The organism is Neobacillus ginsengisoli (genome assembly GCF_030813055.1).
The window spans coordinates 375,144-390,337 of record NZ_JAUSTW010000003.1 but is presented as its reverse complement, the minus strand read 5'-3'; the positions used below and the strand labels follow the sequence as shown (position 1 = coordinate 390,337).

13 protein-coding genes are annotated in these 15,194 nt (G+C 40.6%); 12 read left to right on the top strand and 1 reads right to left on the bottom strand.

The features are described 5' to 3' along the window. The first annotated feature begins 116 nt into the window (after positions 1-116). The 3 genes from J2S10_RS11015 to J2S10_RS11005 all read left to right on the top strand — a co-directional run bounded on the left by J2S10_RS11015 (position 117) and on the right by J2S10_RS11005 (position 2,898). Entirely contained in the window at positions 117-254 is a 138-nt protein-coding gene (locus tag J2S10_RS11015; protein ID WP_307407567.1) for a hypothetical protein, read from the top strand. A gap of 269 nt (positions 255-523) precedes the next feature. Then, the gene (locus J2S10_RS11010) at positions 524-2,005 is read left to right on the top strand and encodes a DEAD/DEAH box helicase (RefSeq protein ID WP_307407564.1); all 1,482 of its coding nucleotides are present in this window, start codon (positions 524-526) and stop codon (positions 2,003-2,005) included. Between the two features lie 176 nt (positions 2,006-2,181). Continuing rightward, positions 2,182-2,898, top strand: coding sequence for a ComF family protein (locus tag J2S10_RS11005; RefSeq protein WP_307407562.1), 717 nt, complete (start codon positions 2,182-2,184; stop codon positions 2,896-2,898). 82 nt (positions 2,899-2,980) lie between these two features. On the opposite strand, the gene J2S10_RS11000 is transcribed toward J2S10_RS11005, so the two are convergent. Beyond that, on the bottom strand, positions 2,981-3,487 hold the full coding sequence (locus J2S10_RS11000; protein ID WP_307407560.1) for a spore coat protein: 507 nt from the start codon (positions 3,485-3,487) through the stop codon (positions 2,981-2,983). 237 nt (positions 3,488-3,724) lie between these two features. Here J2S10_RS11000 and hpf point away from each other — a divergent pair, with 237 nt between their 5' ends. From hpf to ftsX, 9 genes are all read left to right on the top strand, one after another. After that, positions 3,725-4,276: a ribosome hibernation-promoting factor, HPF/YfiA family gene (gene hpf, locus J2S10_RS10995; protein ID WP_307407557.1), complete on the top strand. Its 552-nt coding sequence runs from the start codon at positions 3,725-3,727 to the stop codon at positions 4,274-4,276. 195 nt (positions 4,277-4,471) lie between these two features. Then, positions 4,472-6,433 carry an SEC-C metal-binding domain-containing protein gene (locus J2S10_RS10990; protein WP_307407556.1) on the top strand — a complete coding sequence of 654 codons (1,962 nt, stop codon included), beginning with the start codon at positions 4,472-4,474 and terminating at the stop codon, positions 6,431-6,433. Positions 6,434-6,442: 9 nt separating this feature from the next. After that, entirely contained in the window at positions 6,443-6,577 is a 135-nt protein-coding gene (locus J2S10_RS10985; RefSeq protein ID WP_307407554.1) for a hypothetical protein, read from the top strand. Positions 6,578-7,434: 857 nt separating this feature from the next. Then, positions 7,435-9,948 (top strand): preprotein translocase subunit SecA, encoded by a 2,514-nt coding sequence (gene secA / locus J2S10_RS10980; protein ID WP_307407553.1) that lies wholly within the window; start codon positions 7,435-7,437, stop codon positions 9,946-9,948. A 577-nt stretch (positions 9,949-10,525) separates the two neighbouring features. Beyond that, a protein-coding gene (gene prfB, locus J2S10_RS10975) for a peptide chain release factor 2 (protein WP_307407551.1) occupies positions 10,526-11,627 on the top strand; the annotation gives its coding sequence in 2 pieces (ribosomal slippage) (positions 10,526-10,597 and positions 10,599-11,627; 1,101 coding nt in all). Between the two features lie 367 nt (positions 11,628-11,994). Then, positions 11,995-12,861 carry a YitT family protein gene (locus J2S10_RS10970; protein ID WP_307407549.1) on the top strand — a complete coding sequence of 289 codons (867 nt, stop codon included), beginning with the start codon at positions 11,995-11,997 and terminating at the stop codon, positions 12,859-12,861. 51 nt (positions 12,862-12,912) lie between these two features. After that, positions 12,913-13,269 carry a cytochrome c551 gene (cccB, locus tag J2S10_RS10965; protein WP_307407547.1) on the top strand — a complete coding sequence of 119 codons (357 nt, stop codon included), beginning with the start codon at positions 12,913-12,915 and terminating at the stop codon, positions 13,267-13,269. A 297-nt stretch (positions 13,270-13,566) separates the two neighbouring features. After that, positions 13,567-14,253, top strand: coding sequence for a cell division ATP-binding protein FtsE (ftsE, locus tag J2S10_RS10960; protein WP_307407545.1), 687 nt, complete (start codon positions 13,567-13,569; stop codon positions 14,251-14,253). Beyond that, complete coding sequence (gene ftsX, locus J2S10_RS10955) at positions 14,243-15,136, top strand: permease-like cell division protein FtsX (protein ID WP_307407543.1); 894 nt, start codon at positions 14,243-14,245, stop codon at positions 15,134-15,136. The genes ftsE and ftsX overlap by 11 nt, the downstream gene beginning before the upstream one ends. The last annotated feature ends 58 nt before the right edge of the window (positions 15,137-15,194 follow it).

Sequence of the window (15,194 nt, the reverse complement as noted above, 5' to 3'; positions counted from 1 at the left end):
AAGGGCATGCCTCGGGGTGTGCTCTTTTCTTTTATATAATGCAATAAAACTATTTTTCGTATAAAATAATTACCATACATATAGTAGAGAAAAACGATAAGGATGGTCATACTCATATGAAGACGGCTGTTGTCACGGATAGTACCGCGTACATCCCTCCAGGTAAAGCCGCTCCTCCATTTACAGATTCTTATCAAAATATTTTAGCTAAAGCAATTGCTGACGGTATTGACGAGTACTTCGCAATTTATTAATTCATTTTTCATCTGTTTGATAAGATGAACGAAGTAATATAAGTGAAAATGAATCAAATTTATGGACTAGAAATCAAAAATAGATTTCTGGTCCTTTTTTACATTTATTGACTCTAATTAACGTAATTTAGCAATTCGCCATTCTACATGCGCAGAACAACAACCAATCCTAAAACTCAAACATTCAAAAAATGTTCAAAAAACCCAGCAGGAATTTTAATAAAAAATGTAGAAATCTGTAAAAAAACCATATGTAAAGAGGGAACCCAATGCGCTTTTCTCTAAAAAATAACCTATTAATTCCTCAAAAACACGACTCATTACCAATCTCACAAATCGCTCACATTCCTCAACCACAGCAAAATCTTAACTTTGCATTTAACCGTGAACTGCAACAGCTCCTCACTGGAAAACAACTGCTGCTTGACGATCTTCCACTCCCTTTCGAGGAAATCCAAACTCATTATGAACATGGCTATGTTACCTACCGAAAAGGAATCGAATTCAACGGGAAAAGGCCCATTTGCACACGATGCGGCAATAAGGATCCACATTGGTTTGCATCCTTTCCATGCTCAAGATGTGACGAAATCTGCCTTTATTGCCGGTATTGTCTGATGATGGGGAGAATCAGTGCCTGCACACCTCTAATTGGCTGGAATGGTCCAGCGCCTAACATTGGGCTTCCTCCCAACATTCTTGAATGGCAAGGGAATTTATCAGAAGGACAAACCACTGCTTCCAATCGAGTGGTGGAAGTAATAAAGCAAAATAAGGAACTCCTCGTCTGGGCGGTCTGTGGTGCCGGGAAAACGGAGGTGCTGTTTGCCGGGGTCGAAGTAGCACTGGCTGCCGGAAAAAGAGTTTGCATCGCCACCCCGAGAACAGATGTTGTTCTCGAGCTCACTCCGAGGTTAAAGGCAGCTTTTCCAAAAATAACGGTTGCTTCCCTATACGGAGGGAGCGAGGACCGTCATCTTTTTGCGCCGCTCACGATTGCCACGACCCACCAGCTGCTTCGTTTTTACCATGCCTTCGATGCTATGATTTTGGATGAGGTCGATGCCTTCCCCTATACAGTGGAAGAATCGCTGCAATATGCCGCTATCCAAGCACGAAAGCCTGTCTCGTCCATGGTTTACCTCACCGCAACGCCGAATCAAAAATGGCAAAAGGAATGCCGGGCAGGCAAAAGGCCGTTTACCACCATCCCTGCAAGATTCCACCGCCACCCGCTCCCTGTTCCTCAATTTATTTGGTGTGGCAACTGGCAAAAGCTTTTACAAAAAAATAAGCTGCCAGCCAATATTCTCAAATGGATAAAACAGCGAATCGAGAGCAATAAGCAGGTACTAATCTTTTTCCCGCATATCCCTCTCATGGAAAAAGCATTACCTATACTTCGCCAATTTTCTCCAACTATCGAGGCAGTCCATGCAGAAGATCCAAACAGGAAAGAAAAGGTTCAAAAAATGCGTGCGAAAGAAATCCCGTTATTGCTGACGACGACAATCTTAGAGCGCGGTGTTACTTTCCCAAATATTGATGTTGCGGTTGTTGGAGCGGAGGATTCCATTTTTACCGAAAGTGCCCTTGTCCAAATTTCGGGGAGGGCCGGAAGAAGTGCAGCCTTTCCTGATGGGGTAGTGACCTTTTTTCATTATGGAAAAACTGATGAGATGCTTAAAGCACGGAGGCAGATTGTGACCATGAATCGAGAAGGAATCGAGAAAGGGCTGATAGATGTATGAAATCGCTAAAAATATAATCTGAAGCCGGGAATTGCGGTATTAATGGTGAACGCGGCGGAAATGTTGTTAAAATGTGCGGAATCCATTTCAAAAGTTTGCGGAATCATTTTTGAAAATCGCGGAATTCTCCTTAAAGTCCGCGGAAACATAAAAATAAAGGAAAAGAGCTGAGGCCTATGCACCCATTCCCCCAAGACCGTTGCCTCCTATGTCATGAAATTATTTTGCCTTCTGTTGGCTGGCGGGCCATTTTTTCTAAAGAAAAAAGGCATCTCCTTTGTCCAACATGCGAAGGGAAGCTTGAAAAAATTGAAGGGGAAACGTGTCGGATTTGCAGCAGACCATTTGCTCAAGTAGATGAGAAATTCCGCTCCGTGGATTTGTGCCATGATTGCGTTCGTTGGGAGGGAGACTGCGAGTGGCAAGGCTATCTCAATAGAAACAATTCAATCTTTCTCTACAATGATTTTATAAGAGAAGTCATCGCAAGGTATAAATTCCGGGGAGATTATGTACTAGCAAAGGTGTTTGCGGAATTTTTCCGAGAAAAGCTCGAAGAAATGAAGGCCGATTTGTTTGTGCCCATTCCTCTAAGTGAAGAGAGGCTTTATGAACGTGGATTTAACCAGGCGCATGCCCTATTAATAGAATCAGGACTTACCCCATCCCCGATACTTTCGCGAATTCATTCCGAAAAACAATCGAAAAAAACAAGGTCAGAGCGGATTCATTTACCTCAAGTTTTCCAACTCAGTGAAAGTCTGAATTTAGATGGAAAAAAGATCATTCTCATCGACGATATTTATACAACCGGTTCTACGCTGCGACATGCTGCCAAGCTGTTAAAAGGGGCAGGGGCCGAATCCATTGAATCACTAACCCTTGCCAGGTAGTAAAATGTCGGATTAGTCGAAAACCTCTCGTATGCTTGCGTAGTAAAGAAGACGGTTGACATGACCAACCGCCTCTCCACCCTCAATACTCCATCTTTAGAGCCTTTTGAGCATTATGGATATCCATACCTAGCAAGTGGCCTAAATCGTAAGACGGGTAATAACCGTGTTTAAGCATGTAATTGTAAATCCTTTCATGCCCGTGAATGGCGGCAATCAATTGGTTGGTAAAGGTTTTTCTTAAACCGGGTGTGGCCGTTTCGGTAATCGCCGCAGCAAGATTGCGGACCGAGGATTTTGAAAGAGACAGCAATTTTCCGGCGTAAAAGCCGGCATCCTCCCGCAAATCCTCACTCTGTTCTTCAGATCTTCCTTTATAGCCCTGGGCCGACGGATAAAATTTTATTAGCTCGTTAAGATTTGCTTCCAGCTCATGGATACATTTTCTGTAGAGTTCTTTTAATTCTTGCTCCGGTACTTTTTTAAAAGACATCTTCAATTTCATTAGCTCTAGAGATTGAAAGGCCACCAGTTCGTGCAGCTCCATTGTTTCATGCCATGCAAGCATTTTCCTCTCTTCATGAACCATTTGGACTCCCCCATTCATTTTTCATCTATGTAGCCTATTCTATGTGTATATTAACGGTAAATTGTCCTTTTAATAAAAATAAAGTATAGCATCAGATGTAAACTAAAGAACATTGTCACTATTTCCCCGATGATTTTGTCAAAAATTCGACAAAATTATTGTTCTGTTTTAGCAGGATTATCATAGGGTAAAATAGAAATGTAATTACATAGGTTTAAATAAAGGAGGAATCCACAAATGAATTATAACGTTCGTGGTGAAAACATTGAGGTAACTCCAGCAATTAGAGATTATGTAGAAAAGAAAATAGCGAAATTGGAACGCTATTTTACTGAATCGCCTGAAGCAAAAGTAAATGTGAATTTAAGATTCAATCAAGATAAATCATCCAAAGTAGAGGTTACCATTCCTCTGCCGCATCTTGTTCTTCGTGCTGAAGAAACAAATGTTGATATGTATGCTGCGATTGACTTGATTTCTGACAAGCTTGAGCGTCAAATTCGCAAGCATAAAACAAAGGTAAACCGTAAATTCCGTGAAAAAGGCGATTTTCCGATTACATTTGCAACCTCTGAACATACTGAAGTTCATCATGATTTAGATGAAGACGAACTGGAGCTTGTTCGTACTAAGCGCTTCGACCTTAAACCAATGGACAGTGAAGAAGCGATTCTGCAAATGAACATGCTAGGTCACAGCTTCTATGTGTTTACGAATGCGGATACCAATCGCACCAACGTTGTTTACAAACGGAAAGACGGCCGCTACGGCTTAATTGAAGCACATTAATTAAATCAGGAACGCAGCTCCGAAAATATCGGAGCTGCGTTTTTTCGATTTCAATATGGACAATCCTTCACAATACCATTCCTTTTTTAAAAAGATAAGAGTATATTTTATAGCAAACTGCCAAAAATGATACTATTATATTGGAGTGAACGCTGAAATACATAGATAAATTAAAATAGGGTTAGGGGAGCTAGCATGAATGTGAAAGTAAGCAGGAATGAAGCCTGTCCGTGCGGTAGTGGAAAAAAGTATAAAAAGTGCTGCGGCGTTAAGGATACGGTTTCGATTACGCAGGTGCTAGAAAACGAGATTGATGACCTGCAAAAGCGGATACTTTATTATGCCTGCAATTATTATGAAAATGAAATCGAAGAGGCATTTGAAGATTTCCGTCAGTATTTACTATCAGATGGAGAAGAGGAGGAGGAGTTTTTTCATTTTATCCACAGTATCTGGTATTCTTTGTTTGTAACTTTGGATGATGGCGAAACTATTCTGGAAAAATTTATTGCAGCGGAAGCCGGTAAAATTAAACGGCCAAAGCTAAAGGAGATTTTGAATTCGTGGGTTGATGCCAGAACAATCGTAGGGAAAATTACCAGCCTTGAAAATAATACACTTACCGTTGAAGATGGTCTATCCTCTGAAGAATTCAAAGCGATTGTCACGAATTTAAATACGAACTATAATAAAGGCTCCTTTTTTATCGGTATTCTTTTACCATTTGAGCAGAAATATGTTTTCTTTCCGGCACCGTTTGATTTGCCGGACTTATCGTTGGAACAAGCAATTGATTTTATTCGGACTAAAAGTAAACACGCCAGTTATAAATCACCCGAAGCGTTTTTAACAGACTTTTTTATGGAGATTATGAGTGACCTTCCTACGGTTGGAGGGATTGTTGATACAGAGGAAATGGAGTGGCCGGCGCTCGTTTATAAGGAAGTGGCAGATCGATTTCAACAAAGGCTGGAGTCGTTTGGTGTGCCAATCCCGGTTGTGGAAATTGGCGTCATTCTCTGGTATCAATTTTGTCAGAAAAAGCAAAAACGGATTCAGAATCCTGAACTTTATGTAGCAGCGCTTCATTATCTGATTTCAACATTTGTCCCTTTAGAATCTGAATATACACAAAAAGGAATTGCCAAGCTATATGGAGTTTCAGTAGGGACAGTATCGGCTATTTATAGGGAAATGGACGATGTGTTAGAGGAAGAAATAACGAAGATAATCGAAATGTCATATGAAGAACATTTTGGTGAACATGAGCAATCCCCGGTCGTCCAGTTTAATCCTCAGAAGGGACAGATGGCAACCGAACGTGTTCTTCACGGAGCAATGGCAGAATTAGAAGGAAAAAATTTTGACAGCATCGACGAAATCAATGAATTTATGAATAAAAAGCTTAATTCTCCCGCTCCTAAAAAAGCAGCGAAAGGGAAAAAAGAGCAGGCAAAGCTATTGGTGTACGATGCGTTTGAAGCTGAAGGATTACAACGCTATAAGCTGGCAAAAGAGGCAATGAAGCTTGATCCTAATTGTGTGGATGCCTATCTCATCCTCGCTGAAGGTGCAGCCAGCCTTGAAGAAGCAGCCGGAATGTATGAAACAGGGATGAATGTCGGGAAAAAAGAACTCGGAAAAGCCTTTTTTAAAGAAAACAAGGGCCATTTTTGGGGGCTGATTGAAACAAGACCGTATATGCGGGCAAAATTTCATTATGGAGAGGCACTTTATCAGTTAGGAAAAAATGAAGAAGCAATCAGGCAATATGAGGAGCTGCTCGAACTTAATCCAAATGATAATCAGGGTGCTCGCTATTCCTTGTTTATTTCCTATATGGAAAAAGGGGATCTTCAAAACGCCCGACATTTGTTAGAAAAATACGAAGAAGGAACTGCTCAAGGATTATATAACCAGGTATTGCTCGAACTATATGAAAAAGGTTTTACCACAAAAGCAAAGAAACTGTTGAAAGAAGCTAAAAAGCAAAATAAATATGTGGTTGCCTTTTTAACAGAGAAAAAACGGCTGCCAAAACAGATGCCTGATTATTATGGGTGGGGCGATGAAAATGAGGCCGTAATTTATACAGATTCCCACTTGGATTTATGGAAAAGGGTTGAAGGGATTCAGGAGTGGCTGAAGAAGAATTAATGAAATGAAATGAAAAAACGAGAGGGGGATGCCTCTCGTTTTTGTTATGGTGTCGCTTTTTTAGGTGCATGTGCCGCTTCGATTGCTGTTCGGGATGCACCGCCATGGCAGGAGGAGCAAGCTTGTGTATCGCCGGCTTGGTGACCGGAAACAGGGTCCCCTGCAGAGTTAAGGGTATTAAAGATACCTGTCTTTCCGTAAATCTCAGTCGTATTGTTATGACACTTTAGACAAAACGTACGCTCGTTAGCTGCCGTCCATGAAGTGCCTGTCGTTTTAAATTTTTCAGCATCAGATACTTGAACGTTTCCAAGCTGCTCTCCATCGGTTAACTGGATTCTTCCAATCTATACTCCTGAATTTTTGCCAGAGTCTGCGTAACGGGCCGGGCTTTTTATTATTTTCCCTGGATTCGGGTTCTGTCTCTTTATTTTTCTTCCCCCAAAAGGTCAATTTGTTCACCCTCTCTTTTGGATTCTCTATCTACTTTTTTCCATATTAACCTCTCTAAAGGTAGTATCTAACATTGTAAGAGTATATTCCAATGTACAATTTGTGAATATTTCTTCATAGTTTGGTAATATGACTTTTATCCTAAAAATAACATGGGAATGGTGATTATTTTGGGTTTTAATGTCAATATAAAGATAGTGGAAAACGGTATAGTGTGTAATTTTTATACAGTAATTTTATGTTTTATACATTTTTTTTTGAATGTTTATTGCAAATCCGTTTTTTGAAGGTATAGGTTATCACATCTTCAAAATACGTCCATAATGAAACAGACACGTTTTAGTAGGTGAATATAGTTTAAAAAAATAATAAGTTTCACCAATTAGCCAATTTTCGCTTCCTTATTAACTTTGTTGTCACTCCATAGCGGAAGTGGTAAGATGAAAAAAGAATTAATGAATGATTTTGAAAGGATTCGGTGCATTTAACACGAATCTTTCTTCTTTAAGGGTTTTTTAGAGTCTCGAGAAAAAGGAGCGTTCATATCAATGATGGGGATTTTAAATAAAGTTTTTGATTTAAATAAACGCGAGTTGAAAAGGTTAGAAAAATTAGCAAATGAAATTGAAGCACTTGCAGCGGAAACTGAAAAGTTATCAGATGATCAGCTTCGTGAAAAAACCGGGGAGTTCAAGGAGCGCTATCAGAAAGGGGAAACTCTTGATGATTTGCTCGTTGAAGCGTTTGCGATTGTTCGTGAAGGTGCCCGACGCGTATTAGGTTTGTATCCGTATCATGTTCAGCTTATGGGGGGGATTTCTCTTCACGAGGGGAACATTTCGGAGATGAAAACAGGTGAAGGTAAAACTTTAACAGCAACGATGCCTGTTTATTTGAATGCTCTCTCCGGCCGTGGAGTTCACGTTGTAACCGTCAACGAATATTTGGCAAGCCGTGACGCAACGGAAATGGGACAGCTGTATGAATTTTTAGGTTTAACGGTAGGTCTGAATTTGAACAGCATGGATAGCGAAGAAAAGCAGGCTGCCTATGCGTGCGATATAACGTATGGAACGAACAATGAATTTGGTTTCGATTACCTGCGTGACAACATGGTCTTATATAAGGAACAAAAAGTGCAGCGTCCGCTTTTTTATGCTGTTATTGACGAGGTTGACTCGATTTTAATTGACGAAGCACGTACACCGTTAATCATTTCCGGGTCTGCACAAAAGTCCGCTGTTCTATATATTCAAGCAAATGCCTTTGTCCGCACACTGACTAAAGAAAAAGACTATACTTATGATGAAAAAACGAAAGGCGTCATGCTGACTGAAGAAGGAATAAGTAAAGCTGAAAAAGCCTTCGGGATTGAAAATCTATTTGATATTTCGCATGTCACATTAAATCATCATATTAATCAGGCACTAAAAGCAAATGTCAGCATGCATTTGGATGTTGACTATGTAGTGCAGGAAGGCGAAATTGTCATCGTTGACCAATTTACCGGCCGTTTAATGAAAGGCCGGCGCTACAGTGAAGGCTTGCATCAGGCAATTGAGGCCAAGGAAGGCCTTGAAGTACAAAATGAAAGTATGACGATGGCGACGATTACCTTCCAAAACTACTTCCGCATGTATGAAAAACTGGCAGGTATGACCGGTACAGCGAAAACGGAAGAGGAAGAGTTCCGTAATATCTATAATATGAATGTTATCGTTATTCCAACAAATAGACCGATTGTCCGTGATGACCGTGCGGATTTAATCTATGCCAGCATGGAAGGTAAGTTTAGAGCGGTTGTCGAGGATATTGCAAACCGCCATCAATTGGGTCAGCCGGTCCTGGTTGGTACGGTGGCCATTGAAACGTCGGAGCTTATCTCCAAGCTTTTATTGAAAAAAGGTGTCAGACACAATGTGTTGAATGCAAAAAACCATGAGCGTGAAGCGGAAATTATTGCGGAAGCGGGACATCAGGGCGCAGTAACCATTGCCACCAATATGGCCGGCCGCGGTACGGATATTAAGCTTGGTGAAGGAGTAGTTGAGATAGGCGGACTTGCCGTAATTGGAACAGAGCGTCATGAAAGCCGACGGATTGATAACCAGCTTCGCGGACGTTCCGGTCGTCAAGGGGACCCGGGGATTACCCAGTTCTATTTATCAATGGAAGATGAACTGATGCGACGATTCGGTTCAGATAATATGAAGGCGATGATGTCCCGTCTCGGAATGGATGATTCGCAGCCGATTCAAAGTAAAATGGTTTCAAAAGCAGTAGAGTCTGCACAAAAGCGTGTGGAAGGCAATAACTTTGATGCCCGTAAACAGCTGTTGCAATATGACGACGTTCTTCGTCAGCAACGTGAAATCATTTACACCCAGCGCGATGAGCTTCTTGAATCGGAGGATCTTCGTGACATTATCCAAAAGATGATTTTAGGTACCATCCAGCGGAATGTCGATGCCCACACTCCAAGGCATGAGGATGAGGAAGAATGGAACCTGCAAGGAATTATTGAGTATGTAAATGCGAACCTTCTTCATGAAGGTGACATTACCATCGATGATTTAAAAGGAAAAGACCCAGAAGAAATGAGCGAAGCGATTTTTGCTAAGGTGAAGGAACGTTACGAGGAGAAGGAACAAATTCTGTTCCCTGAGCAAATGCGCGAATTTGAAAAAGTGGTTATGCTTCGTGCGGTTGATTCGAAATGGATAGATCATATTGATGCTATGGACCAGCTCCGCCAAGGTATCCACTTGCGAGCGTACGGACAAACCGATCCGCTTCGCGAGTACCAGCATGAAGGATTTGCGATGTTTGAAGCGATGGTTGCGTCCATTGAAGAAGAAGCATCGATGTATATTATGAAAGCTGAAATCCGCAACAACCTTGAGCGCCAGGAGGTAGCTAAAGGTGAAGCGGTCAATCCGAAGGAAGACGGAGAGCCGGTTAAGAAAAAACCAAAAGTAAAACAATTAGATGTAGGACGTAACGCTCCGTGTATTTGCGGCAGCGGTAAGAAATACAAAAACTGCTGCGGTGCAGGGAAGTAAAGTTAGCTTTCAATCGGAGGGCCGGTGTAATGCCGACTCTCTTTTCATTGCTTTTGCGGTGAATTGTGGATATTGATTGTGGATTTGTTAATATCTTTTTGGATAATGTTGATAATTCTGGGGGTAATGTTGATAACAAACTGGATATGTGGATAATATTCCGAAAATTGTGGATAAATATTTAGGAGAAATCAGTTATCCACAGTCTTTTATTACTCATTCCCAAATGAATTTGTAGATAAGTCTCAAAATTTGAAAATATCTCTTTGGAATTTGTTAATAAATCATCAGATGTCCTTGAAACGGGTTCTTAAGGACAAAAACTTGTTGGAGAGCACGGAAACTGACCTTGAATCGGGTTTTCAAGGACAAAATCTTCTTGCATACCATGGAAAATTTGTTTATAACTCAAAAAAATTAATAGATATCCCTAAGATTAAGCAAGGCGTTTATCATCAAAAGGTCAAACTTTGAATTTTTATCGGCAGTGCCGTTATAATAGATAGGAACTGACCGTTATTTTTGAATAAACTACAATACCGGACGTAATTTTTTAATTTTTATAGAGGTGACGAAAATGGAATTAGCAGAAATCCGAAATGAACTGGAAAAAACAGCTAAGCGATTAGCGGACTTTAGGGGGTCTCTTTGACCTTGAAAATAAGGAAGCCAGAATAGCTGAACTCGATGATGAAATGCTTCAGCCTGATTTTTGGAATGATCAGCAGGCAGCGCAGACAGTCATCAGTGAGGCAAACGGCTTAAAAGACCAAGTAAACGAGTTCAATGATTTAAATGAAACATTCGAAAATCTGGAAATAACCTATGAGCTTGTAAAAGAAGAAAATGATGAGGAATTGCGCTCTGAGCTGGAAGAGGAGCTTCAGCAGCTTACGGGCCGCTTGAATCAGTTTGAGCTTCAGCTTCTCTTAAGTGAGGAGTATGATAAAAATAATGCCATTTTGGAGCTTCACCCCGGTGCTGGCGGAACGGAATCACAAGATTGGGGCTCAATGCTGCTCCGGATGTATACCCGCTGGGCAGAGAAAAAGGGCTTTAAGGTAGAGACGCTGGACTATCTTCCAGGTGATGAAGCAGGAATAAAAAGCGTTACCTTAGCTATCAAAGGCCATAATGCTTATGGTTATTTGAAGGCTGAAAAGGGTGTCCACCGTCTTGTTCGGATATCGCCCTTCGATTCTTCAGGCCGGCGTCATACGTCCTTCGTATCCTGCGAAGTGATGCCCGAATTTAATGAAGAAATTCAAATTGATATCCGCACAGAGGATTTAAAAATTGATACGTATCGTGCAACCGGTGCGGGTGGGCAGCATATTAACACAACTGATTCGGCAGTCCGGATTACCCATACCCCAACAGGTGTGGTCGTTACATGCCAGTCAGAGCGTTCGCAAATTAAAAACCGCGAGGCTGCAATGAAAATGCTAAAAGCGAAGCTGTACCAACGCGAAATTGAACGGCAGGAAAAAGAGCTTTTGGAAATTCGCGGTGAGCAAAAGGAAATCGGCTGGGGCAGCCAAATCCGTTCCTACGTTTTCCATCCTTATTCAATGGTGAAAGACCATAGGACCAATACAGAGAGCGGTAATGTCCATGCAGTAATGGACGGTGATTTGGATCCGTTTATTGACGCCTACCTTCGTTCAAGAATTTCATAATTAGTGTAAAAGCCTTTGCCGGATTGAAGTGGCAAAGGCTTTATTTTAGGTTCTTTTCTAAAAGATTGTGGCTTTTCGCAAATAACTATGGTTTTTTCGCAAATGAAAACGGCTTTTTCGCAAATAAATGCTGCATATTTACAAGTAAAGCTAGCCTATCTACTTGAATATGACAACAATGTTTACGAAAACAGCCATTTTTTAAACAAGAGCCTCATGAAATCGCCTGCAAAAACAAATGCTAATAATAATTATATTCCTTTAGCGCTTCAACTGAATGCCGTTTACAGCAAAATAATGCCATGCTATACTCACTTTCGGTTAGTCGAAAAACAATTGTAGAATGTAAAATAAGGGGAATAGCATTATGAAAAGAAAACGAGATCAACTTCAAACAGATAGCAAATGGGAAATTGCACTTGAATATGTAAATGTTCTTATTGGTTCGGCGATTATTGGATTAGCATTTAATGTATTTCTGCTGCCAAACCAAATTGCATCCGGAGGAGTAAGTGGAATTAGCACCATTTTGCATAGTGTCCTTGGCTGGGAGCCTGCATTCGTTCAGTGGTCTTTTAATATTCCGCTGTTTATTGCAGGAGTTGTATTACTTGGAAAACAGTTCGGAGTAAAGACATTGGTTGGGACGATTTTTTTACCAATGTTTGTTTTATTTACAAAAAATATTCACCCTTGGACCCATGACGCTTTACTCGGTGCTTTGTTTGGAGGAATCGGGGTTGGACTTGGTTTAGGGATCGTTTTCCGGGGGAGGGCTTCAACGGGGGGGACGGACCTTGCCGCCCAGATTATCAATAAATATACCGGATTTACGCTTGGTACATGTGTCATCTTAATTGATGGATTAATTGTCATTTCCGCAGCCATTGTTTTTAGTATTGAAAAGGGCTTGTATGCGTTAATTGCCTTGTATGTTACAAGTAAAACAATTGATCTTGTACAGGTAGGATTCAACAGATCGAAAACGGCTATGATCATTACCAATAAACAAGAAGAGATCCGCGAAGGAATTTTGAATAAAATTGACCGTGGTGTGACAAAACTATCTGCATATGGTGGTTTTACTGACCATGAACGACCAGTGCTAATGTGTGTTGTCGACCAGACGGAGTTCACAAAATTGAAACAATTGGTCAAAGCCCTTGACCCATCTGCATTTGTTGTAGTAATGGACGCAGCCGAGGTGTTAGGAGAGGGTTTCAAACGGGCATAGTACTGGTATACTATGTAGGTATTGGAATATTTTTCTGAAAGGGGAGTAGCTATGAAGAAAAAGCTACTTACGTTGTTAATGGGAACCACCCTTGTAATGGGGCTTGCTGCTTGCGGAGGCGGTTCTGATACGTCAAAGAAATCCACTGACACCGGAACCAAAACGACCACAAATAACACGGCATCAGCAGGTGACGCATCCAAGATTTTCTCCCAGCATTGTGCTAGCTGTCATGGAGATAATCTTCAAGGTCAAGTAGGTCCTAACTTACAAAAAGTAGGATCGAAGTATTCTAAAGACCAAATTTTAGGGATTCTTAAAAATGGTAAACAGGGTGGAATGCCGGCAGGTTTAATTTCGGGTTCCGATGCTGACGCTATTGCTACTTGGCTCGCAGCTAAAAAGTAAAAATTTCATTCCAAAAAACGTTCTGTATATTGTTGCAGAACGTTTTTATTTTGTAAATTAAAATCGAAAATTGTCGAACGTTAAAAAGGGAATTGTAAAATTTTCTGTAAACATTTGTAGGATTTGAAAAGAAACTGTAATATTTTTATCGCTTTTTTTAGCGAATTATGATGTTATAATGAGTCTATGCGTATAGTTGCAGATTTTGTCTGTTTGGTGATTTTCTTTTTCAAAAAATAATAAGTTATTGTCGAATTTTCTTAATTCAACAATCAACTTTACTATTAGGTGATATGAATGATAGAAATGCAAGAAGTTTATAAGAAGTACCCAAATGGCGTATCCGCTATTAATGGTATAGATGTTCGAATCAACCAGGGCGAATTTGTTTATGTGGTAGGTCCGAGCGGTGCCGGAAAATCGACATTCATTAAAATGATGTACCGTGAGGAAGTTCCTTCTTCAGGGACGATTATGATGAATGGTGTGAATTTAGCAAAATTAAAGATGAAAAAAGTTCCGATTTTCCGCCGCAATCTAGGCGTAGTCTTTCAGGACTTCAAGCTTTTGCCAACCTTAACCGTTTATGAAAATGTTGCCTTTGCTTTAGAGGTTATCGAAGCGCAGCCAAAGTTTATTAAAAAACGGGTTATGGAAGTGCTGGACCTGGTGAATTTAAAGCATAAGGCGAGAATGCTTCCAACAGAACTTTCCGGCGGTGAGCAGCAGCGTGTTTCAATTGCCCGCTCAATCGTTAATTCGCCAAAAGTAGTGATAGCCGATGAGCCGACAGGAAACCTTGATCCTGAGACATCATGGGAAATCATGAACATTTTTGAAGAAATTAATACCAGAGGAACCACTGTTGTGATGGCAACACATAACAGGGAAATCGTTAATACAATCCAGCATCGCGTAATCGCTATTGAGAGTGGAAAAATAGTCCGCGATGAGCAGAAAGGTGAATACGGTTATGAAAGTTAGAACAATTGGCCGTCACGCCCGCGAGAGCTTTAAGAGCATTGGAAGAAACGGCTGGATGACATTTGCATCCGTAAGTGCCGTAACAGTTACGTTGATTTTAGTCGGTGTCTTTTTCGTAATTATGATGAATCTCAATAAAGTGGCACAAACCATTGAAGAGGACGTGCAAATCCGCGTTCACATCGATGTTGCTGCAAACAAACAGGATCAGCAAAAATTACAAAGTGAAATTGCAAAGGTTCCTGAAGTGAAGAGTATTAAGTTCTCATCAAAAGAACAGGAATTGAAAGATTTAGTTAAGAGTCTTGGTGAGGAAGGTAAGGCCTTTAAGCTTTTTGAACAGGACAATCCATTGAACGATGTATTTATCGTAAAAACGAAAAATCCAACAGATACGATGAAGGCCGCAAAGAAAATTGAAAAAATGAATTATGTCGCAAAGGTTAAATACGGTCAGGGCAGTGTTGAAAAACTATTTAGTTTTATCAATGCCAGCCGTAACGTGGGTATTGTCTTAATCATTGGTTTATTTTTCACCGCCATTTTCTTAATCTCGAATACAATCAAAATTACGATTATTGCCAGACGAAGAGAAATTAAGATTATGAGATTGGTAGGTGCTACGAATACCTTTATTCGCTGGCCGTTCTTCTTAGAAGGGCTATGGCTTGGAATTTTGGGTTCTATTTTACCAATCATCCTTATTTCGATTGCCTATTACAAGGCATATGATTACATTGCACCAAAACTGGCAGGCAACTTCATGCAGATTTTACCGTATACTCCCTTTGTTTATCAGGTCTCCGGGCTGCTTATTTTAATGGGAGCTTTGATTGGAGTTTGGGGTAGCGTCATGTCAGTAAGGAAGTTTTTAAGAGTATAGACATTTTCAGGGGGGGCAGTATATTTGCCCTTCCTGATTGTAATAGATTAGAAAATTT